This is a genomic window from Kitasatospora sp. NPDC087314, assembly GCF_044744365.1.
In the GTDB taxonomy this organism is placed as follows: Bacteria; Actinomycetota; Actinomycetes; order Streptomycetales; family Streptomycetaceae; genus Kitasatospora.
On the sequence record NZ_JBIUYE010000004.1, the window covers coordinates 141,648 to 163,972 of the forward strand.

Below are 22,325 nucleotides of genomic sequence, written 5' to 3' on the forward strand. Positions count from 1 at the left end.
CGGGATGCTCGGGGAGTCGGGGGGATCAGACCTGCTGGAGCGCGTCGCGCAGACGGCCGTCGGCGTGGTCGAGCAGCCGTGCGGCGGTCGGGCCGTCGACCGCGCCCAGGATCACCAGGATGGCGTTCTTGACCTCCCCGCCGGTCGCGGCGAGGGCCTGCTCCACGGCCGCGTCGTCGGCGCCGGTGGCGAGGGCGACGATGCGGCGGCTCCGGGCCCGGAGCTTGTCGTTGGTGGCCCGCAGGTCGACCATCAGGTTGCCGAAGGTCTTGCCCAGCCTGATCATCACCACCGTGGAGAGCATGTTCAGCACCAGCTTCTGCGCCGTCCCGGCCTTGAGCCGGGTGGAGCCGGTGAGGAACTCCGGTCCGACCGCCACCTCGATCGCGATCTCCGCCGCGTGCCCGAGGGCCGAGCCCGGGTTGCAGGCCAGGGCGATGGTCATGGCGCCGGCCCGGCGGGCGGTCTCGACCGCGCCGATCGCGTACGGCGTCCGTCCCGACGCGGAGATCCCGACCACCGCGTCGGCGGCGGTGAGACCGATGCGTGCCAGGTCCTGCGCCGCGAGCTCGGGGCGGTCCTCCGCGCCCTCGACCGCCGTCACCACCGCGTCCGGTCCGCCGGCGATCAGCCCGATCACCTGGCCCGGCGGGCTGTTGAAGGTCGGCGGGCACTCGCTGGCGTCCAGGACGCCCAGCCGCCCCGCCGTACCGGCCCCGGCGTAGACCAGCCGGCCGCCCCGGCCGATCCGTTCCGCGACGGCGTCGACCGCCGCCGCCAGTTCGGGCAGACACCGGCCCACCGCCGCCGCCACCCCCTGGTCCTCGGCGTTCATCAGGCGCAGGACCTCAAGGGTCGGCAGCCGGTCCACCTCGGCGAGGTCCGCGCGGTGGCGCTCCGTCATGAGGCTGTCCAACTGGGAGAGCAGATCGATGTGCTGATCGTTCATCGGGTGGGTCTCCTTCGGCTGACGGCACCGGCGCCGGTGCCGGGTGGGGAGTAGCCCGAACGTATCGGCTCGGCAGCCGTTCGTCGCCCAAGCTGCCCCACCGGTACAGGGTCGGGGCGGTGATCCGCCCGGCCTCGACGGCGAGCACGCCGGCGGGGGCGCGGTACCAGTTGAGCGTCGCGGTCAGCGCGCGGGGCCTGCGGCAGGCCCGCATCCGTCAACGGCCGTGCGGCCTCCGACGCGGGGATCACCCCAGATCAGCCGACCCGAACCGAAACACGGAGGCTGACGTGTCCAGGCTCATCGTTCCGCACGAATGTGCTGGCGGTGATCGCGCACAGGTGGTGGACTGGCCGGCGGTGCTCGCCGATTGGGCGCGGGCACCGCCAATGTGTCTACGTGCAAGGAGCATTCATGGCCCGCCCGTTTCGTTTCGGCGTCACTCTGCTCACCCCGGCGGCGAGCGGCCAGTGGCGCGAGAAGTGCCGCACGGCGGAGATGCTCGGCTACGACGTGATCACGGTCGCCGACCACCTGAACAGGCCCGCGCCGTTCCCCGCCCTGGTCGCCGCGGCCGATGCCACCGAGAGACCCCGGCTCGGCACGTACGTGCTCGACTCTGGCTTCTGGAACCCGACGCTGCTCGCCCGCGAGGTCGCCACCACGGACCAGCTCACCGGCGGCCGCCTTGAGCTGGGGCTCGGCACCGGCTATTTGAAGTGGGAGCACGATGCGGCGGGCCTGCCCTTCGGCACTCCCGGCGAGCGCGTGACCCATCTCCAGCGCACGATCGATGAGTTGGACCGTCTGTACGGCTTGGACGACTTCGTGCCGCAGCCGCTGCAGCGGCCTCGCCCGCCGCTCCTGGTCGGCGGCAACGGAGACCGCGTCCTGAAGCTGACCGCCCGGCACGCCGAGATCGCCTCGTTCACCGGAGGGCGCGCGGACCCGACCGGCAAGCCGATCATGCTCACAGCCGCGCAGCTGGACGAACGCGTCGCCGCGTACCAGCGCTTCGCCGCCGACCGCGCCGAGCCGGCCGAGCTGAACCTCCTGATCTACACGGTCGTGGTCACCGACAACCGCCGGGCTGCCCTGCGGCCATCCCTCGACACCATGCCGTACCTCACCATCCCGGACCTCACCGAGGACGAGGCCCTCGAGCTGCCGACCTCCCTCATAGGCACGGTACGGCAGATGGCCGACCAGCTGCGCGCGCAGCGGGAGCGGTACGGCTTCACGTACATCACCGTCGTGGAGCCCGCGATGGAGGCCTTCGCCCCGGTCATCGAGGAGCTGCGCGGCGAGTGAGCGCCGCCGCGCTCCACCTGGCCCGTGCCCATGGAGGACGGAGCGGCCGCACCGGACCGGCAGGTGCACCGGGTGCCGGTGCGGCCCGGGCCCCGTAGGCTGGCCAGGGCCGTCCGGGTGCGGGCGGGGCTCAGTGCGGGGGCGACGAAACCGGCTTCGGGAGGTCTGTTCCATGCGCGCGGTGACCTACGACTCCTACGCACCGGACAACTCCCGGCTGCGCTACGGGGAGACGGCCGATCCCAAGCTCGGACCGGGGCAGGTCCTGGTCCGGGTGCGGGCGGCCGGCGTCAACCCGGTCGACTGGAAGGTGATGGCGGGCGGTCTGGACGCCATGATGGAAACGGTCTTCCCGGTCGTCCCCGGCTGGGACGTGGCCGGGGTGGTCACCCGCACCGGCCCCGACGTCCCCGAGTTCGCGGTCGGGGACGAGGTGATGGCGTACGCCCGCAAGGACGTGGTGCAGGGCGGGACCTTCGCCGAGTACGTCGCGGTCGACGCCTCCGCGGTGGCGCGCAAGCCGGCCGGGCTGGACTGGGCCCGGGCCGGGGGGCTGCCGCTGGCGGGGCTGACCGCGCTGCGCAGTCTCGACCGGCTGGCGGTGGGCCCGCAGGACGTCCTGCTCGTGCACGGCGCGGCCGGTGGTGTGGGAAGTCTCGCCGTCCAGATCGGGCGGGACCGGGGTGCCCGGGTGATCGGCACCGCCTCCGAACGCAACCACGCCTTCGTGCGGGCGCTGGGCGGTGAACCGGTGACGTACGGGCAGGGCCTGCCCGAACGGGTCCGGGAGCTGGTGCCCGGCGGAGTGACGGCCGTGGCCGACTTCGTCGGCGGGCAGTCGGAGACGACGCTGGCGGTGCTGGCGCCGGGCGGTCGGCACGTCTCGGTGGCGGACCCGACGGTCGAACAGCACGGCGGCCACTGGATCTGGGTCCGCCCGGACGGTGCGAAGCTGGCCGAGCTGGCGGGGCTGGTGGACCGGGGCGTGCTCGGCGTGGAGGTCGCGGGGACGTATCCGCTGGAGAAGACGGGGGAGGCCTTCGAGGCCAGCCGTACCGGTCACGTCCGCGGGAAGCTCGTGATCATGCCCTGACCCGGGCGGGCCCGGGGGGGGGCCCGGGGCCCCCCCCGGGCCCCCCGGGGCCCCGGCCCCCCCGGGGGGCCGGGGGCCGGGCCCCCCCCCCCCCCCCGCCCCGCCCCCCCGCCCCCCCCGGGGGGGGGGGGGGGGGGGGGGGGGGGGGGGGGGGGGGGGGGGGGGGGGGGCCCCGGGGCCCCCCCCCGGCCCCGCCCGGGCGCCCGGCCCGCGCGGCGGGCCGGGCGCAGTGCCCGCAACTCCCGCCCGTCAGGCGCCCATCAGGCGGTACATGCCGACCGAGTCGTGCGCGGCGGTGTCCGCGAAGCCGAACTTCTCGTAGAGGTGGCGCGCGGGGCCGTCCGCGATCAGCGAGACGTAGGCGGTGGCGGGCGCCCGGCGCTCCAGTTCCTCGGTGAGCGCGGCCATGATCCGCTTGCCGAGGCCGCGGCCCTGGTGCGCGGGGTGCACGCAGATGTCGACGATCTGGAAGGCGACGCCGCCGTCGCCGATGATCCGCCCCATGCCGATGGGCTCGTCCTCGTGGTGGAGGACCACGCCGTACCAGGTGTTGGGAAGGGCGAGCGCGACCGCCTCGGGGGCCCGGTCGGAGAGACCGGCATCGGTGCGCAGGCGGCGGAAGACCTCGGTGGTGGGCACACCCGCGCGCAGCTCGTAATGGTCATTATCGCTATTCATATGTTACACCCTACCGGTCGGACGCTTCCCCGTCTTCGGGGAGTTCGGCCGGCGTCCGGCCCGCAAGGGCGAGGCTGAGCGGGCCGGATCACAGCTGTTCAAGCCGTTGCGGCAGGTCATCGAGTCGATCAACGAGACCTTCAAGGGCCAACTCGACCTCGGACGCCACCGCGGCCGCACCCCCGGCGGCGTGATGATCCGCGTGCTTCGGCGAATCCTCGCGCCGACCGCCGCCATCTGGCACAACGAGCACACCGGCCAGCCCGTCATGCGGTCGCTGACTGTCTGTGACCACTGACGGCTTGGAATCGATCATCTGGTGTCCTGACACTTTAATGGCGGGCATCGTGCCTGGTCGCCGGAGGGTACGCGGGGAAAGAATCTCGGCACGGCATGACCGCGCCACCCGTTGTCGGTCCTGCCTTCGCTCCTTCTCCACACCTATGACTTCAAGGAGCTCGTTGTGAACCGTCTTCTCCGCGCCGTCGCCGGCGCCGTCACGGCCCTGACCGCTCTGTGTGCTCTCGCGGCAACCGCCGTCACCGGCGAGCCGACGGGCCTCGCGCCGGCGGGCGCCCCGGGGTCGTCAACGGCCGCCCTGTCCCGGTCGGACGGCCCCGTCATCAGCGGCCCCGGCGGCGTCGCCGAGCCCGGTGGGCCAGGCCTCCTCTCTGAGGCGTATGACCTCCTTTGATGGGCGTACGATCGGTTCCTCCCGGCGGTGGATGACGGAGTGTCAGGGAGTCGGGAAGGCTTGGTCGTCAGGGGTGGGCGGGGGCCTGCCACGGCGGGCGAGCTGATCTCCACCCTGGACGACCTGAACCGCTTCGAAAAGGCCCTGCTGGGCGGCCGGTTGCTGTCGCCCGGGCTGTTGCGGGAGATGAACACCACCATTCCGGTGGAGGTCGACGGCCGGCCCACGGGCCTGGACTACGGCCTGGGGCTCGCCCGGATGCAGCTGTCCTGCGGGCCGGTCTACGGGCATGACGGCGGGGTGCCCGGCTACAGCTCGCAACTGTGGAGCTCCGGCGACCGACAGGTCGCGATGTCCGTCACCACCAACGGCGACCTGGGCCAGATCACCGCGCAGCTCGTCGCGGAGGGCGCCTTCCTGGAAGAGGCCTTCTGCGGCACCCACCAGGCCACGGCCGGTGTGCAGCCGAAGCTCGGCTGAGGCGCGACGCGGGCGCGGCTGACCCTCTGGCGCGCCAGAGGGTCAGTCGCGCAGCTCCAGGCCGTCCTCCCGGTCGAGGCGCAGCCCTGCCAACTCGGCCGCCGACAGGGCGAGTCCGGCCGCCGCGGCCGAGTCGCGGATGGAGGCCGGCCGGCGTGCGCCGGGGATCGGGATCACGACGGGTGACTGGGCCAGGTGCCAGGCCAGACAGACCTGTTGCGGGCTGACGCCGTGCGCGCGGGCGAGCGCGTGGAAGGGCGTGTGCGGCGTCGGCGCGGTGGCTCCCGGATCGTCGACGGCGCTGAGCGAGATCCCGCCGAGCGGGCTCCAGGGCAGGAAGGCCAGGCCGAGTTCGGTGCAGAGGTCGAGGGTGTCCCGGGTGGCGGGGTGCGCGGGGGAGAAGCGGTTCTGCACCGAGACCAGGCGTGGACCGAGGATCTCCCGCGCCGTGCGGATCTGCTCACGGTCCACGTTGGAGAGGCCGACCATCCGGATCGTGCCGGCCTCGGCCAGGTCCCGCAGCGCGCCGACCGAGTCGGCGAAGGGGACGGCCGGGTCCGGCTTGTGCAGCTGGTAGAGGCCGATCGTCTCCACGCCGAGCCGGCTCGCCGAGGCCTCGGCCGCGCGGCGCAGGTGGTGCGGGTGGCCGTCGACCGTCCACGATCCGTCGCCGGGGCGGCCCCGGCCGCCCTTGCTCGCCACCAGCACGTCGTCCGCCCCGCTGCCGTAGGCGGCCAGTGCGCGGGCGATCAGCCGTTCGTTGTGGCCGAGTTCGCCGGCGTGCCAGTGGTAGCTGTCGGCGGTGTCGATCAGCCGCACGCCCGCGTCGAGCGCGGCGTGGATCGTGGCGACGGCCTGCTCCTCGTCGGGGCGCCCTTCGACGGAGAGCGGCATCGCGCCGAGGCCGATGGCGCCCACCGCGATACCGCCGACGGTGCGTGCGGCGCTGTGCGCAGTCGTGGTCCCCGTCATCCCCGGGCCTCCTCGACGACCAGCCGCCGCCCGAAACGGTGGCTTCCCCCGATCACGCACACGTCCATGCCGCGGCCCCTTTCCCGGTCCGTCCCTTGGCGTCCTCGGCGTTCAGTCTGCTCGGCAGTGATCGGTAGCGGTAGTGTCGATTGTGTCACCTCGTCATTAGGGGAACTGTTGATCGACGTCCAGCGGCTGGCCGTGCTCCGCGAGGTCGCCCGCCACGGCAGCTTCAACCAGGCAGCCCTGGCGCCGCACTGCACGCCCTCGGCCGTCTCGCAGCAGATCGCCGCGCTGGAGGGGAGCCTCGGTGCGCCCGCGGTCGAACGCTCCACCCGCGGCGTCACGCTGACGAAGGCGGGCCGCCTGCTGGTGGAGGCCGCGGACGCGATCGCCGCCGAACTGGCCGACACCCAGCAGCGCATCGACCGGCTGGCCGCCGAGCGCACCGTGCTCACCGTCGCCACCTTCGCCAGTGCCGGACGGCGGCTGCTGCCCGCCGCCCTGGCCGGTCCGTGCCCGCACCTCCCGGAGAGCCGGACCGCGACTGACACGCCCGCCGTGTGTGACGGGCAGGCGCACACCTGTGCGGCACGTTCCGAACGGCGCACGTGCCGCACGCCCGGCGGGAATTGTCAGACAAACCCTAGAGCCAGCCGCGCTGGGCGGTCTTCAGACCGGCCTCGAAGCGGCTAGCCGCCTCCAGACGCTCCATCAGGGCCGCCATCTGCCGTCGGACGGTGCGCACCGAGACGCCGAGCCGCTTGGCCGCCGCGTCGTCGGTGAGGCCGGTGGACAGCAGCCGCAGCAGCTCGCGCTCGCCGGCGCTCAGGCCCGTCTCCTCTCCCGCGGCCCGGTCGTCGGCGATCGGGACGGCGGTCTCCCAGGTCTGCTCGAACAGGGCGATCAGCGAGGCGACGATGCCCGGTTCCCTGGTGCACAGCGCGCCGGCCCGGGTGTTCTCCGGGTCGATCGGCACCACCGCGGTGCTCCGGTCGAAGACCAGCATCCGCGGCGGCAGCACGGGAGCGGTCCGCACCTCGCCGCCGAGGCCGACCATCCAGCGGGCGTAGCCGAGGGTCTCCGGGTCGTCGTGGACGCTGTCCTGGTAGATGGTGCGCAGGCGGACCCCGCGCAGCAGGGCGTCCTCGTCCAGCGGGCGGGAGGCGGCGAGGCTGGCGGCGGACTGTGCGCCGCCGGGCGTCACCGCCAGGACCTCGGCGGTCAGCCGGGCGGCCAGCTCCTCGAGCTTGTCCTGGATGGCGTCCAGACCGACCAGCCGTTCGTGGCCGCCCGTCGGGGTGTCGGCGCGCAGCGTCGCGTACCCCGCCAGGGCGCGCGCGACGGCGGCCTTGGACGCGGCCAACTCCTGTTGGCGGCGCGCGAGTTTCTCCTCCTGGCGGCGCAGCAGGAGATCCAGTCCGCGCTCCGGGCTGACCGGTCGCAGGGTGCCGGGCTGTTCGCGGGAGGCCCGTAGCAGGGTGAGGTCGGCGAGCCGGTCGAGGGCGGCGCGCACGGTGGCCTCGGGGAGCGCGAGCCGGTCGCAGAGTTCGGTGACCCCGCCTTCGGGGTCGGTGAGCATCTCCCGGTAGACGGCTTCCGCGATGGCGTCCAGCCCCAGCAGTTCCAGCACTTCACGACCCCTGATCCGTGGACGATTTCGCATGCCCGGTCGGCCGCTGTCGATCCTTGCTCCGGATGGAACGCCCTCACAAGGCGTGATCCGGTCAACGCCCCGCCCCGGCCGCCGGGGCCGATCTTGCAGCAAGCTGCCTGACCTGATCCTGCCCCCGGATTCGCTTCCCGCAGCGGGCCGCGGACGGGGAGGATGCGCCGTGCGCGCACTTTCCCGAAAGCCCGGACACCCCGAACTCGACTCTCCCCCACCGTGGTTCCCCGTACAGAACAGGACTCCGTCGTGTCCGTCCGTCCCCTCGCCCCCATCCTCGTGACCCTCGTCCTCGCCGTCTCCGCCGCACCGGCCTTCGCCGCCGGGCCGACCGCCCCCGCGGTCACGCCGTCCGCCGCCGGCGGGTCGATCGGCTGGGACGGCCCCTCCGCCGGGTCGATCGGCTGGGACGCCCCGTCGGCCGCCGACGCCGTCGGGCGGGTTTGACCTCTGGTGTTCTCGGTCCATCTGACTCTGTCGGCCGCTGCCGCCTCGCCGTCGGGCGAGGTGGCGGCCGCGGAGGTCCAGGCCGCTCTGTGGTCGTGCGCCGGTCCGGGCGACGGCCTGGAGCACGTGTGCGCACGCGCCGCGTCCGACGGCGTCGGCCTGGTGATCTACGTCCGCGCCCACGACGGGACGGCGGCCCGGTCGAGGGCGCGGAGCCTGCTGGCCCGGGCCCTGAAGGCCACGGGTCGGTACCCGTTCGACCGCCGATAGGGCTGGACAGGCCCTGGCCGCGGCCCGAACGGTTTCCGATCTTCCGGGCGGTTTTCGACCGATCCCGACCGCTCCGGGGGTTGGCTGATTCATTGCGATCGCTTTACTCGGGCGTGACTGACATGAATGCGACAAGTCAGTCGTCCTGCTTTCCCGACAACCCCCCTCTTCCGAACAGAGCGCCTTCCCCGAAACCCCCCCTTCCCCGAAACCCCCCCTTTCCCGAACGCCCCCCTTTTCCGAACAACCCCCTTCCCGAACAGACCGTCGAGGAGTTCCATGTCACGCCCCACCGGCGACCTGCCACGGCCCCGGGCCGAAGCCGGCTCGCCGCCCCCCGCCCCGTCACGCCGCCGCACCGCGCTGCGCAACACCGCCGTCGCCCTGGCCGTGGTGCTCGCCGCGGAGTCGGCCGCCGTCATCATGACGACCGGTCAGGCCGTCGCCGTCACCCGGGAGCAGGCCCCGAAGCCCGTCCAGGCCCTGGGCCCGGCCGAGGCCAAGGACCTCGCCACCGCCCACCTCAAGGCGCGGCTGGAGAACCGTCGGATCGAGCTGCTGGACGAGCGCACCGAGTCCACCACCACCTGGATCAACCCGGACGGCACCACCACGCTGGACGTCGCCTCCGGACCGGTCCGCTACAAGGACAAGTCCGGTCGCCTCCAGCCGATCGACGTCGACCTCGCCCGGCAGTCGGACGGCAGCGTCAAGGCCAAGGGCCACCCGCTCGACCTCACCCTGGCCGGCGCCACCCCGCCCGCCGCCGCGTCGAAGTTCAAGGCCGCCGGCGCCCCGGCCGGGAACGAGAAGGCCCCGAGCACGCCGCTGGTCTCGCTGGACAACGGCAACGGCACCGCCATGTCGCTGTCCTGGCGCGGCACCCTGCCCGCCCCCACGGTGGACGGCGCCCGGGCCCGGTACGCGAACGCGCTCACCGCCACCGACCTGGTCATCGAGTCCACCCGGACCGGCTTCGAGCAGTTCCTGGAGCTCAAGGACCGCTCGGCGGTGGCCGCCAACGGCAGCGTGACGCTCACCCTCGACGCGGCCGGCCTCCAGGCCCGGCAGAACCCGGACGGCTCGGTGTCGTTCCTCGACCCGAAGACCGGTCAGGAGGCCGGTCAGCTCCCGGCGCCGGTGATGTGGGACGCGCAGGTCGACGAGCGCAGCGGCGAGCACACCCGCACCGCGCCGGTCGGGCTCAAGGTCACTCAGAACGGCGACGCGATAGACCTGACGCTCACCCCGGACGCGGCCTTCCTGAACGACCCGAGGACCACGTACCCGGTGACCGTCGACCCCGCGGTCAACATCGGCGTCGGCTTCGACACCTTCGTGCAGCAGGGCTACGGCACCGACGTCTCCTCGCAGACCGAGCTGAAGCTCGGCAACAACGGCTCCGGCCAGGTCGCCCGCTCCTTCCTGCAGTTCCCGATGGCGAAGATCAGCGGGAAGCAGATCACCGGCGGCAAGCTCAACCTGTGGAACTTCCACAGCTGGTCCTGCACCGCGAAGAGCTGGGAGGTCTGGGACACCGGCACCGCCACCACCGCCACCCGCTGGACCGCGCAGCCCAACTGGAACCGCAAGTGGGCCACCTCCACCGCGACCAAGGGCTACTCCAGCTCCTGCAACGACGGCTGGGTGAACCAGGACATCACCGCGCTGGTCAAGGCCTGGGCCGCCAACGGCAACACCAACAACACCCTGGGCATCCGGGCCACCGACGAGACCGACCCGTACGGCTGGAAGAAGTTCAACTCCGGCAACGCGTCGTCCAACACCCCGTACCTGTCGGTGACGTACAACACCCCGCCGGCGGTCTCCACCCTGGTCTCCCCGGCGAACGCCGCGCTGATCAACGAGGCCAAGCCGACGCTGTCCGCCAAGGCGACCGACCCGGACGGCGGGAACATCGCGCTGGACTTCGAGGTCTGGACGTCCACCGGCACCGCCGCCCTCCAGTCCGGCCGGACCGGCCTCGCCGCCTCGGGCTCGACGTTCAACTGGACCCCGGGCACCGCGCTGGCGCCGGGCGCCTACAAGTGGCGCTCGCGTTCCTGGGACGGCACCGCCAACAGCGCGTGGTCGGCCTTCCGCACCTTCACCGTGGACACCACGGCGCCGGGCGCGACCACCGTCTCCTCCGGGGACTTCCCGGCCGGGCAGTGGGCGGGCTCCCCGGACGGGAACGGCGACTACAGCGGGACCTTCACCTTCACCCCGCCGACCAGCGACGTGAAGGACGTCCAGTACCGGCTGGACGGCGGCAGCTGGGTGACCGTGGCGACGACCGGTGCGCCGGTCTCGGCCAAGCTCACCTTCAAGGCGGGCGCGCACAAGGTGACCGCGCACACCCGCGACGCGGCGGGCAACGTCTCCGCCGACAGGACCTACACCTTCTACGCGGGCAAGGGCTCCGCGCTGGTGGCCCCGGGCCCGGGCGAGCGTCCGGCCCGTCGCACCTCGCTCCAGGCGGAGGGCAACAGCACCTACACCGGCGTGCGCTACCAGTACCGCCGCGGTGAGACCGACGCGTGGAAGGACGTGCCGCTCGGCAACGTCGTCACCACCGACGGAAAGCCGGTGGCCGCCTGGCCGTTCGCCGCCCCGGGCGGCAAGCCGGCCGCGCTGACCTGGAACATCACCGACACCCTCACCGAGAACGGTCCGGTGGAGGTGCGCGCGGTGTTCACCGACGGCACCGCCACCGACGCCACCGAGCCGACCACCATCACGGTCGACCGCAACGCCGGCGACGCGCCGGAGACGCCGATCGGCCCCGGCCAGGTCAACACCCTCACCGGTGACCTCACGCTCGCCGCCACCGACGCCCAGGGCTTCGGCCTCAGCGCCGAGCGCTCCTTCTCCTCCCGCCGGCCGCTGAACGGCTCGGCCCAGGAGGGCCAGGCGGCGATCTTCGGCCCGCAGTGGAGCGCCGGCACCACCGCCGAACTCACCGAGACCGCCTACACCTACGTCCGCCAGACCTCCCCGACCTCGCTGTCGGTGGTCTCCTCGGACGGCGGCGAGATCGGCTTCACCGCGACCGGCGCGGGCGGCTGGAAGCCCGAACCGGGCGCCGAGGACCTGACCCTGAGCGGTGCGTTGACCGGCTCGTTCACGCTGAAGGACACCGCCGGCACCACCGTCACCTTCGGCAAGGTCGACCCGGCGGCCACCACCTGGCAGGCCACCGGCTCCTCGCTGCCCAGCGCCGACTCGACCACCTCCGTGGTCTCGGAGAAGGTCGTGGTCGGCGGCAAGACGCTGGCCCGCCCGAAGTACGTCATCGCGCCGACCACCGGGACCGCCTCCGCCGACTGCGCCGCCGTGCCCGCCACCGCCGGCTGCCGCGTCCTGGAGTACGTCTACGCCACCGCCACCACCGCCACCCCGGCGGCCCTGGGCGACGTCGCCGGCCAGGTGAAGCAGATCCGCCTGTGGTCCACCGACCCCGGCGCGGGCAGCGCCACCCCCGTCGCCGTCTCCCAGTACGCCTACGACGAGCAGGGCCGTCTACGCGAGGTGTGGGACCCGCGGATCAGCCCCGCGCTGAAGACCGCCTACGCCTACGACGCCGCCGGTCGGATCACCACCGTGACCGAGCCCGGCGAGCTGCCCTGGACGCTGGAGTACGGCAAGGCCGGCAACGCCGCCACCGCCGGCGAGGGCATGCTGTTGGCCGCCTCCCGGGCGACCCTCAAGCAGGGCAGCAAGGACGTCACCGACGGCACCGCGACCACCTCGGTGGTCTACGACGTGCCGCTGTCGGGCGCCAACGCCCCGTACCCGCTGGCCCCTTCCGACGTCGCCGCCTGGGGCCAGACCGACGCCCCGACCGACGCCACCGCAGTGCTGCCGCCCGACGCCGTCCCGGCCGGCCACGACGGCAAGGCCCTCGGCACCGCCGCCTACGCCCGCGCCTCGGTGACCTACACCAACGCCTCCGGGCGCGAGGTCAACATCGCCACCCCCGGCGGCGGCATCACCACCACCGAGTACGACGCCCACGGCGGCCCGGTGCGGACCCTCTCGGCGGAGAACCGCATCCTCGCCCTGGCCACCACCGGTGAGGGCCTGAACAAGCTGCGCGCCCTGGGCATCGCCGGCCGTTCCACCGCCGACCGCGCCCAGGTGCTGTCCTCGCTGTCGGTGTACTCGGCGGACGGCAAGCGGCTGGTCGAGCAGTACGACCCGCTGCAACTCGTCACCCTGGAGCACGACCTGGCGGCCTCCGGCACCAGCCCGGCCCTCGCGGCCGGTGACGAGGTCGCGGCCCGCGCCCACACCGTCACCGCCTACGACGAGAACCGCCCGGCGGACGCCGCGGCCAGCGACCGGGAGACCTCGGTCGCGGTCGGCGCCCGGATCGACGGCTACGCCGCCGACGCGGACGTGCGCACCACCGCCACCGCCTACGACTGGGCCCAGGGCCTGCCCACCCGGTCCGTCCAGGACCCGGCCGGCCTGAAGATCACCACCGCCACCGGCTACGACGCCGGCGGTCGCGTGGTCTCGCAGTCCCGCCCGAACTCCAACGGCTCGGACGCGGGCACCACCGTCACCGCGTACTACGGCACGGGCGGCACCGGCGCGTGCGCCGGCCATCCGGAGTGGGCCGGGCTGGTCTGCTCCACCGCACCGGCCGCGGCCGTCGCCGGCGGCAGCGCCCCGGCGCAGCTGCCGACCAAGACCTACCAGTACGACCGCTGGGGCAACGTCACGGTCCTCACCGAGGTCGCCAACGGCGTCACCCGCACCACCACCCACAGCTACGACGCCGCCGGGCGCCAGACCAAGGTCTCCGTGACGGGCGGCACCGGCACCGCCGTGGCCGACACCGTGTACGGCTACGACCCGGCCACCGGCCAGACGTCGACCGTCGGCAACGGCACCGCGACCATCACCCAGGGCTACGACCGGCTCGGCCGCCCCGTCTCCTACGACGACGGCGCCGGCAGCGTCACCACCACCGAGTACGACCGGCTCGACCGGGTGGTGAAGAAGTCCGACTCGGTGCCCTCCACCGTCACCTACGGCTACGACACCGCCAAGGACCCGCGCGGCCTGCCCACCACCATGACCGACTCGGTCGCGGGCACCTTCATCGCCGGCTACGACGTCGAGGGCCGCCTGGTCTCCCAGACGCTGCCCGGCGGCAACACCCTCACCGGCAGCTACGACAGCCGGGGCATCCAGACCGGCAAGACGTACGCCGACCAGGCCGGCACCGTCCTGCTCGCCGACACCGCGAGCTACACCGTCCACGGGCAGCAGGCCGGCCGCACCCAGACCGACGGCAACAGCACCACCGACGACTACACCTACGACGCCACCGGCCGGCTGCTGAAGACGGTCTCCGGCAACGGCCTGGAGTGCGCCACCCGCGGCTACGCCTTCGACCGCAGCAGCAACCGCACCAACCGCACCACGGTCAGCGACGACTGCGACCCGGCCACCGCCGACTCCGTCACCGCCACCGAGAACCACACGTACGACGCCGCCGACCGGATCACCGACGCCGGTTACGCGTACGACGCCTACGGCCGCACCACGACGCTGCCCCGGGGCACCCAGCTGAGCTACTACGCCAACGACCTGGTCCGCGGCGAGACCCTCGGCGACACCCGCAAGACCTGGGACCTGGACGCCGCCGGGCGCCTCGCGACGGCCACCACGGAGACCAAGGGCGAGGACGGCACCTGGACGATCACCGCCCGCTCCACCAACCACTACGACGGCCCCGACGACAAGCCCACGTGGTCCCGCGAGGTCAACGGCAAGCTCACCCGCAACGTCACCGACCTCGGCGGCCAGCTCGTGGCCGCCACCGGCACCGACGGCGGCGCGATCCTGATCCTGACCAACCTGCACGGCGACGCCTCCGTCCAGATGTCGCCCGACGGCACCCAGGACCTCGCCGTCTACCACTACGACGAGTACGGCAACGTCGTCGACGCCACCGGCACCACCGAGTACGGCTGGCACGGCGGCCAGCTGCGGGCCGGCGACTCGCTCAGCGGCCTGATCCTCATGGGGGTGCGGGTCTACGACCCGACCACCGGCCGCTTCCTGCAGACCGACCCCGTCCTGAAGGGCTCGCCGAACGCCTACGGCTACCCGGTCGACCCGATCACCATGGACGACCTCGACGGCCTGCGCTGGGTGAAGGAGTGGCACACCAAGCTGAGCAAGGCGAGTGCGGCCCGGCTCGCCAAGAAGATGAAGAAGGCCGGCAGCATCAGCTCGATCATCGGCCTGATCGTCGGCCTCTTCCCGCACTACGCGGCGAAGATCATCGGCGGCATCCTCAAGGTCCTCGGCTTCCTGCTCAAGAACTTCGGCAAGGCGGTCGAGCAGGCGAACAACCGACGGGGCAGCAGGGGGGTGAAGATCACCGTCGGCGTCTGGCAGGAGCACTACTGGACGATGCCGTACGGCCGGACCGAGATCAAGACCCGCTACTGAGCCCACCCGGGCCTGAACACACCGCAGCGCACCAACCGGCCGGGGGGGGCCGGGGGCCCCCCCCCCCCCGCCGGGGGGGGGGCCCCCCCGGGGGGCCCCCCCCGCCCCGCCCCCCGCGGCCCCCCCCGCGCCCCGCCCGGCCGGCGTCCACGCTCTCCCGCACCGCGCCGGAGAGCCCGCCGGGGCCGCACGGCGCACCGTGGACCGGCGGGCGACCGGCCGGGCCTGCCGGTCCACCACGCAGCGCACCGCCGCCCCGACGGCGTGGAAAGCCTGTGTGTCATGGACGTTCTCCGTGGGTAGGAGTCGGGGGCCCAGCCGTCCGTGGCCCTTGATGGAGCGGATCCACGGCTGATGAGAGCCCGTCAAGCGGGCCGGGACCGTCGCCGCGCGCGCGTTGATCGCTTGTCTACCACGGACTCCTACGGTCAGGCCTTCGGCAAGTTCCGCACTGCTCAGAAGGATTCCCATGATCGACCCGGCCGCGTCGTCGCGCGGTGACACACCCTGGATCGGCGACGATCCGCGATTCACCGAGTTGCGCGCCGCCTACCGCAGGTTCGTGTTCCCGGTGACGGCGGCGTTCCTGCTCTGGTTCCTGGCGTACGTACTCTGCTCGGCCTATGCCCGCGACTTCATGGCGACCAAGGTCGTCGGGAGCGTCAACGTGGCCCTGGTCTTCGGACTGCTGCAGTTCGTCTCGACCTTCGGCATCGCCCTGGCCTACGGCCGGTTCGCCGCTCGGCGGCTGGACCCGCTGGCCGAGGCCCTGCGGAGCGCGGCGGCGTCCCATCCGATCGCCCCGGCCCCGGCCGGCCGCGGCGGCAACCAGGAACTGACGGAGAACCAGGCATGACACAGCACCTTCCGCTCGCCGCGGCAACGGCGCAGTCGGCATCGAACAAGGGCCTGACCATCGGCCTGTTCGTCGCCCTGGTGGCGCTGACCCTCGGCATCACCCTCTGGGCACGGCGCAGCACCCGGGGCACCGGCGGCTTCTACACCGGCGGCGGCCAGTTCTCCGCGCTGCAGAACGGGATCGCGATCTCGGGCGACTACCTGTCCGCGGCCTCCTTCCTCGGCATCGCCGGGATCATCGCGCTCTCCGGGTACGACGGCTTCCTCTACTCGATCGGCTTCCTGGTCGCCTGGCTGGTCGCGCTGCTGATGGTCGCCGAACTGCTGCGCAACACCGGGCGGTTCACCATGGCCGACGTGCTGGCCGCGCGGCTGCGCAGCGGGCCGATGCGGACCGCCGCTGGCGTGTCGACCATCGTGGTCTCGATCTTCTACCTGATCGCGCAGATGGTCGGCGCGGCGACGATCGTGGGGCAGCTGCTCGACGTCAAGGGCGCCTCCGCGCAGATCTGGACCATCGTCGGGGTCGGTGCCCTGATGATCGTCTACGTCGTGGTCGGCGGGATGAAGGGCACCACCTGGGTGCAGATCGTCAAGGCGGTGCTGCTGATCGCCGGTGCGGCCGTGATGACCCTGTGGGTACTGGCGAAGTACGGGTTCGACATCAGCCACCTGCTCGGGGACGCCGCCACGGCGTCCAAGAAGGGCGACGCCTTCCTCCAGCCCGGCCTGAAGTACGGGTCGACCGACGGCTGGTCGAAGCTCGACCTGGTCAGCCTCGGCGTCGCCCTGGTGCTGGGCACCGCGGCGCTTCCGCATGTGCTGGTCCGCTTCTACACCGTCCCGACCGGCCGCGACGCGCGAAAGTCGGTGAACTGGGCGATCGGCATCATCGGGGTCTTCTACCTGATGACCCTGGTGCTCGGCTTCGGCGCGGCCGCGCTGGTCGGCACGGCGACGATCAAGGAGAAGGATCCGTCCGGCAACACCGCCGCCACCCTGCTGGCCGAGCACCTCGGCGGTGGCGCGGGCACCACCGGCGGCTCCCTGATGCTCGCCTTCATCGCGGCGGTGGCGTTCGCCACCATCCTCGCGGTCGTCGCCGGGCTCACCCTGACCTCGTCGTCGTCGTTCGCCCATGACCTGTACGCCAGCGTCATCCGCAAGGGCAGGGCCACGGAGCGGCAGGAGCTGGTCACGGCGAAGATCGCCGCCGTGGTCATCGGCGCGGTCGCGGTCGCCCTGTCGATCTTCGCGAGGGATCTCAACGTGGCGTTCCTGGTGGCGCTGGCCTTCGCCATCGCGGCCTCGGCCAACCTGCCGGCGATCCTGCTGACCCTGTTCTGGAAGCGCTTCACCACGGTCGGCGCCAAGTGCGGCATCTACGCGGGCCTGGTCAGCTCGATCGGCCTGGTGCTGCTCTCCCCGATCTGCTGGGGTGGCGCGACCGGCACGGTCCACGCCGTGAAGCTGACCGCCGCCCAGGCGAAGGACTGCGGGGTGGAGGCGTCCAGCAAGCAGGTCGGCAACGCCACGGCGCTGATCTCCTGCACCACCACCGCACCGATCCCGCTGCAGAATCCGGGCGTCATCTCGATCCCGATCGGGTTCGCGGCCGCGGTCCTCGGTTCCCTGGTCGGCCGCCGCCGCCGGCGCGACGAGGAGTCGGACCGGCGCAGCTTCGAGGAGCTCGAGGTCCGCGCGCTCACCGGGGTGGGGCGGTAGACCGTGGAACCAGGCTCCAACCTCGACGAGTTCCTTGCCGACCTCGCGCGCTACGCCGCCGCGGACGTCCTGACCGCCGAGCTCACCGCGGACACCCTGCGCAAGTACCTGCGGGCCGGGCTGATCGTTCCCGACGACCTGTGCGCCGGTGACACCGACGGCTACTCGCAGCGGCTGCTGCATGCCGCACGGACGCACTCCGTGGTGGCCCTGACCTGGCTGCCCGGGCAGTCCACCCCGATCCACGACCACGTCTCCTGGTGCGTGTCAGGTGTGGTGGAGGGCGTCGAGGTGGACGAGGCGTTCCGGCTGTGGCGGCTCCCCAGATCCGGTCGCAGGGTGCTGGTGCCGTCCGGCCGGACCACCTGCTCTCCCGGCCGGGTGCAGCTCCTGGTGCCGCCCGACGAGGACATCCACCGGGTGTCGAACGGCGGCACCGGTCGCGCGGTCTCCCTGCACGTCTACGGCGCCGACATCTCGCGGAACGGGGACAGCTCGATCAACCGGGTCTTCGGACAGGCGGTCGTGGACCTCCCGCCGGACGGGGCCCACCTGGTGAGCTGGCGGAGGTCGGACGACCTGGCCTCGTGACCGACACGTCGCAAACCGACGGGCCGTCCGCTCCGGACGGCCCGTCAGCCGTGCCCGGGTCCCCGCCCGGTCAGGAGCGCGGGGCCGAGCGCAGCAGGGGGCGTGGGGGCGTAGCGGACGCGCCGACAGGGCGGTTCGGTCCGTCTTCCGGGGCCATCCGGGTCTTGACGGTTCGTTCCTGGTCGAATCCCGCCCGTCCGCTCGCCATCGAAGTGCCCCGGGGCACAGGCTACTTCCGTGACCGCGTCAGCACGGCCGCCCCGACCGCTTCGGTGGGCCCCACGGCAACTGGCGGACCGAAGGAGGAGCTGGCAATGACTCCACGACAGATCGCCGACGAGTACGTGGCCCGGGTCGCCGCGCACGATCCCGTCACCTCCACGTCCCTGGGCCTGGCGCCGGGCGACGGCCGGATGCCCGATCTGTCGCCGGACGGAGTCGAGGAGACGGTCCGGCTCGCACGGGAGGCGCTGGCGCGCCTGGACGCCCTCCCGGCGGCCGGGCCCGACGGGGATCCGGCGGAGCTCACGTGCGCGCGGCTGCTGCGGGAGCGGCTGGACGCCGAGGTGCGGGTGCACGAGGCCGGCGAGAGCTTCCGTGCCGTGCGGAACCTGCACACGCCGGTGCACCAGCTCCGGAGCATCTTCACGATGATGCCCACCGCCGAGGACGACGACTGGGCCCCGGTCCTGGGCCGACTGCGCAACCTGCCCGCCGCGCTGGACGGTTACCGGGCCACGCTGACGGAGGGCATCGCCCGCGGACTGCTCGCCGCGCCGCGCCAGGCCGACGTGCTGTGCGCGCAGCTGACCGCGTGGACCGGCGAGCCGGCCGGGGGGCCCGGCTGGTTCGCCGAGTTCGTCGTTCCCGCGCCGCAGCGGCTCCGCCCCGAACTGGACGCTGCCGCACCCGGATCGCCCCGGCCGGCAGCGCGGCCGCGCCGTACTACAGCGGGCCGAGCCTCGACTTCGCCCGCCCGGGCCGGACCTTCCTTCCGCTGGCCAACGGCGACGCGCAGGAGCGGTTCCGCACCTGGCGCCTGGTCAGCACCTGGTATCACGAGGGCGTTCCCGGGCACCATCTGCAGCTCGCCTCCTGGACCGCGGCAGCGGAGCAGCTGTCCCGCTACCAGGTCACCCTCGGCAAGATCAGCGCCAACGTGGAGGGCTGGGCCCTGTACGCGGAGCGGCTGATGGACGAGCTCGGATTCCTCACCGATCCCGGACACCGCCTCGGCTACCTCGGCAAGCAGATGATGCGCGTCGCCCGCGTCATCGTCGACATCGGTCTGCACGTGGAGAGCGTCATCCCCGCGGGCTCCCCGTTCCACCCGGGCGAGCGCTGGACCCCGGAGCTGGCCACGGCCTTCATGGCCGACTACGTCGGTCTGGCGCCGGCCCACCTGCACAGTGAGATCGTCCGCTACCTCGGCCGGCCCGGCCAGGCCATCGGCTACAAACTCGGCGAGCGCGCCTGGTTGGCCGGCCGTGAGGCGGCCCGCCGCAGGCTGGGCGCCGATTTCGACCTCAAGCGCTGGCACCTGGAGGCCCTGCGGCAGGGCTCCCTGGGCCTGGACGACCTGGAGGCAGCCCTGGCAGCCCTGTGACCGCCGTCAACCGAGACGCACGGGCACGGCCGGAGACTCCCCTGGGGCGCCGTCCACCAGGCGTTGTACGGGCGGCAGCCGGCGCGCCGTGATCGGGGCCGTGCGGGGTCGTGCGACATCCGGGGGTGCGGGTCGGGGGTGTGCGGCGGGAAGGAGCGCGGGGGTCGCGCGGGCCCGGCCGGTGCGGCGGGGTACTTGTTCGGACAACTTCGCCCCCCAAAGTCCGCCTGATCGTCATACTTGGGCTGCTTCAGCGCTGTTGGCCATACAGGTTTGCTCCCCAGCATGTCTCCGCCCCACCTCGCACCACTCTGTTCCGTGCTCCCAGAACCCATGTGTCGAGAGGCTTCGCCATGCCACTGCACAGACTTCCCGGGCGCGTTCGCGCCACAGCCCTGACGGCGGTCATCTCCTGTCTGGTCGCCCTGGTCGGCGCCTTCGTGGCGGCTCCGGCCGCGCAGGCCGCCGCCGTGTCGAGCCCGATCACCGGCCTGGCCGGCAAGTGCCTGGACGACTCCGGTGCCGGCACCGCCGACGGCAACCAGATCATCCTGTGGCACTGCACCGGCGCCGACAACCAGACCTGGACCCTGCCGGGTGACGGCACCATCCGTACGCTCGGCAAGTGCCTGGACGCCACCGCCGGCGGCACCGCCGCGGGCACCTACGCCGACCTGTACACCTGCAACGGCCAGGCCCGCCAGCAGTGGGCGGTGCGGGGGACCACGCTGGTCAACCCGGTCTCCGGCCTCTGCCTGGACGTCTTCGGCGGCAGCTCCGCCGATGGCACCCGGGTCGATCTGTGGACCTGCGGCAGCGGTCAGGCCAACCAGCAGTGGGCCGGCCCGGCCGTCGGCTCCGTCACCAGCGACAACCTGCTGGTCGACCCCGGTGCCGAGTCCGTCGCGATCTGCTCGCCCAACGGCCTGGACGGCATGACCGTCCCGGGCTGGACGATCACCAGCGGCATGCCGAACCTGGTCTGCTACGGCGCCAGCGGCTACCCCGACGCGAGCACCCCGGGCCCGACCGGCCGCGGGGCCGCGTTCTTCGCCGGTGGCGCCACCGGCAACTCCGGTCTCTCCCAGAGCGTCGACGTCTCGGCGGCCGCGCAGTCGATCGACACCGGCACCGTCGGCTACAACCTCTCCGGCTGGCTCGGCGGCTACGCCGCGCAGAACGACCGGGTCGGCCTGACCGCCACCTTCCTGAACGCCGGCGGCGCCACCCTCTCCACCGCCCAGATCGCCCCGGTGACCAGCACCGACCGAGGCCTGGCCACCGCGCTCCTGCAGCGGACGGCCACCGGCACGGTCCCGGCCGGCACCCGCTCGATCAAGGTCGACCTGGCCTTCACCTGGACGGCCGGCAACACCACCGACGGATACGCCGACAACCTCTCGCTCACCCTGACCACGGCGGTGCCGACCCCGGCACTGACCGCTCCGGTCAACTCGGTTCCCGGCTACGACCACGTCTTCCTGGTCTACATGGAGAACCAGGACTACGAGAACATCATCGGCAACACCTCGCAGGCCCCGTACATCAACAGCCTGCTCCCGCAGGCGACGTCGTTGACCAAGTCGTTCGCCACCACCCACCCGAGCGACCCGAACTACGTCGCACTGGCCGGAGGCGGCCTGTACGGGCTGACCGACAACAGCGTCTCGACCACCACCATCAACGCCCCGCACCTGGGCAACTCGGTGGAACAGGCCGGCAAGACCTGGAAGGAGTACCTGGACGGCGCGAACGGCAACTGCGACACGTCGAGCCACGGCTACTACGCGCCGGACGACGCACCGTTCTACTACTTCCAGAACATGAAGAGCAACGCCGCCTACTGCCAGGCGCACATGCAGCCGCTCACCCAGCTGACCGCCGACCTGCGGTCCACGGCGACCACCCCGAACTTCGCCTGGTTCGCCGCCGACGACTGCACCGACATGGAGGCCTGCGGCGTCACCGCGGGCGACAACTGGCTCAAGCAGACCCTGCCGACCATCCTCAACTCGCCCGCGTGGACCACCCAGCGCTCGCTGCTGATCCTGACCTGGGACGAGGGCGCGACCAAGGCCTACGGCCCGAGCTACCCCAACCGGACCCCGACCCTGCTGCTCGGCTCGCAGAACACCGTCAAGACCGGCTACCAGTCGAACCAGCGCACCGACCAGTACGGCCTGCTGCGCACCATCGACGGCGCACTCGGCCTCAACCCGCTGACGAACAACGACCGTTACGCGGCCACGGTCAACGACGCCTGGCAGTAGACCTCCACCAGGGGCCACGTCCCCTGACCCGACCGGGCCCGTGCCGATGCGATGTCCTGGCCTTCCTGCCGGACTGTCGGCGCGGGCCCGGGCTGTCGGTGCGGGCCCGTCCCGTGGTGCCCCTCAGCAACCGCGCCGGTGCGCGCCCCCGAGGCCTCGTACGCCCGGTACCGCGACCTGAGGGGCGGACGGTGGGCGGAGGCGAGAACGGCGGGGGCGCCCGGGGCAAGGGCGCGGG

Annotated in this window: 14 protein-coding genes and 3 pseudogenes; 13 read left to right on the forward strand and 4 right to left on the reverse strand. The window is 72.7% G+C overall.

Annotation, left to right across the window (positions count from 1 at the left end; all coding sequences use genetic code 11):
• Positions 1-25 precede the first annotated feature (25 nt).
• On the reverse strand, positions 26-949 hold the full coding sequence (murQ, locus tag ACIO5E_RS09980; protein ID WP_400665593.1) for an N-acetylmuramic acid 6-phosphate etherase: 924 nt from the start codon (positions 947-949) through the stop codon (positions 26-28).
• Positions 950-1,363: 414 nt separating this feature from the next.
• Between murQ and ACIO5E_RS09985 the strand changes: the two genes are divergently transcribed.
• Positions 1,364-2,260, forward strand: a complete 897-nt coding sequence (locus tag ACIO5E_RS09985) for a TIGR03621 family F420-dependent LLM class oxidoreductase (RefSeq protein WP_400665595.1) — start codon at positions 1,364-1,366, stop codon at positions 2,258-2,260.
• A 172-nt stretch (positions 2,261-2,432) separates the two neighbouring features.
• Entirely contained in the window at positions 2,433-3,353 is a 921-nt protein-coding gene (locus ACIO5E_RS09990) for an NADP-dependent oxidoreductase (protein ID WP_400665597.1), read from the forward strand.
• Between the two features lie 249 nt (positions 3,354-3,602).
• On the opposite strand, the gene ACIO5E_RS09995 is transcribed toward ACIO5E_RS09990, so the two are convergent.
• Entirely contained in the window at positions 3,603-4,031 is a 429-nt protein-coding gene (locus ACIO5E_RS09995) for a GNAT family N-acetyltransferase (RefSeq protein ID WP_400665599.1), read from the reverse strand.
• A gap of 52 nt (positions 4,032-4,083) precedes the next feature.
• Between ACIO5E_RS09995 and ACIO5E_RS10000 the strand changes: the two are divergent.
• Together ACIO5E_RS10000 and ACIO5E_RS10005 are read left to right on the forward strand one after the other, a co-directional pair.
• Positions 4,084-4,329: pseudogene (locus ACIO5E_RS10000) on the forward strand (IS982 family transposase); the annotation flags it as partial.
• Between the two features lie 456 nt (positions 4,330-4,785).
• Positions 4,786-5,205 carry a serine hydrolase gene (locus ACIO5E_RS10005; RefSeq protein WP_400665601.1) on the forward strand — a complete coding sequence of 140 codons (420 nt, stop codon included), beginning with the start codon at positions 4,786-4,788 and terminating at the stop codon, positions 5,203-5,205.
• 42 nt (positions 5,206-5,247) lie between these two features.
• Here the strand turns inward: ACIO5E_RS10005 and ACIO5E_RS10010 are convergent, their stop codons facing one another.
• Entirely contained in the window at positions 5,248-6,177 is a 930-nt protein-coding gene (locus ACIO5E_RS10010; RefSeq protein WP_400665603.1) for an aldo/keto reductase, read from the reverse strand.
• Between the two features lie 177 nt (positions 6,178-6,354).
• Between ACIO5E_RS10010 and ACIO5E_RS10015 the strand changes: the two are divergent.
• Positions 6,355-6,687: pseudogene (locus ACIO5E_RS10015) on the forward strand (LysR family transcriptional regulator); the annotation flags it as partial.
• Between the two features lie 136 nt (positions 6,688-6,823).
• On the opposite strand, the gene ACIO5E_RS10020 reads toward ACIO5E_RS10015, so the two are convergent.
• Positions 6,824-7,810, reverse strand: coding sequence for a LuxR C-terminal-related transcriptional regulator (locus ACIO5E_RS10020; RefSeq protein ID WP_400665605.1), 987 nt, complete (start codon positions 7,808-7,810; stop codon positions 6,824-6,826).
• A 285-nt stretch (positions 7,811-8,095) separates the two neighbouring features.
• Between ACIO5E_RS10020 and ACIO5E_RS10025 the strand changes: the two genes are divergently transcribed.
• The 8 genes and pseudogenes from ACIO5E_RS10025 to ACIO5E_RS10060 all read left to right on the forward strand — a co-directional run bounded on the left by ACIO5E_RS10025 (position 8,096) and on the right by ACIO5E_RS10060 (position 22,087).
• Positions 8,096-8,293, forward strand: coding sequence for a hypothetical protein (locus ACIO5E_RS10025; RefSeq protein WP_400665607.1), 198 nt, complete (start codon positions 8,096-8,098; stop codon positions 8,291-8,293).
• Between the two features lie 6 nt (positions 8,294-8,299).
• Entirely contained in the window at positions 8,300-8,563 is a 264-nt protein-coding gene (locus tag ACIO5E_RS10030; RefSeq protein WP_400665609.1) for a hypothetical protein, read from the forward strand.
• A 279-nt stretch (positions 8,564-8,842) separates the two neighbouring features.
• The gene (locus ACIO5E_RS10035) at positions 8,843-15,037 is read left to right on the forward strand and encodes a DNRLRE domain-containing protein (protein WP_400665611.1); all 6,195 of its coding nucleotides are present in this window, start codon (positions 8,843-8,845) and stop codon (positions 15,035-15,037) included.
• A gap of 469 nt (positions 15,038-15,506) precedes the next feature.
• Positions 15,507-15,893: a DUF485 domain-containing protein gene (locus ACIO5E_RS10040; RefSeq protein WP_400665613.1), complete on the forward strand. Its 387-nt coding sequence runs from the start codon at positions 15,507-15,509 to the stop codon at positions 15,891-15,893.
• Positions 15,890-17,620, forward strand: coding sequence for a cation acetate symporter (locus tag ACIO5E_RS10045; RefSeq protein WP_400665615.1), 1,731 nt, complete (start codon positions 15,890-15,892; stop codon positions 17,618-17,620). The genes ACIO5E_RS10040 and ACIO5E_RS10045 overlap by 4 nt, the downstream gene beginning before the upstream one ends.
• 3 nt (positions 17,621-17,623) lie before the next feature.
• Positions 17,624-18,211, forward strand: coding sequence for a cysteine dioxygenase (locus tag ACIO5E_RS10050; RefSeq protein ID WP_400665617.1), 588 nt, complete (start codon positions 17,624-17,626; stop codon positions 18,209-18,211).
• Between the two features lie 314 nt (positions 18,212-18,525).
• Positions 18,526-19,817, forward strand: a pseudogene (locus ACIO5E_RS10055) (DUF885 domain-containing protein).
• Between the two features lie 353 nt (positions 19,818-20,170).
• Positions 20,171-22,087 (forward strand): ricin-type beta-trefoil lectin domain protein, encoded by a 1,917-nt coding sequence (locus tag ACIO5E_RS10060; RefSeq protein ID WP_400665619.1) that lies wholly within the window; start codon positions 20,171-20,173, stop codon positions 22,085-22,087.
• The last annotated feature ends 238 nt before the right edge of the window (positions 22,088-22,325 follow it).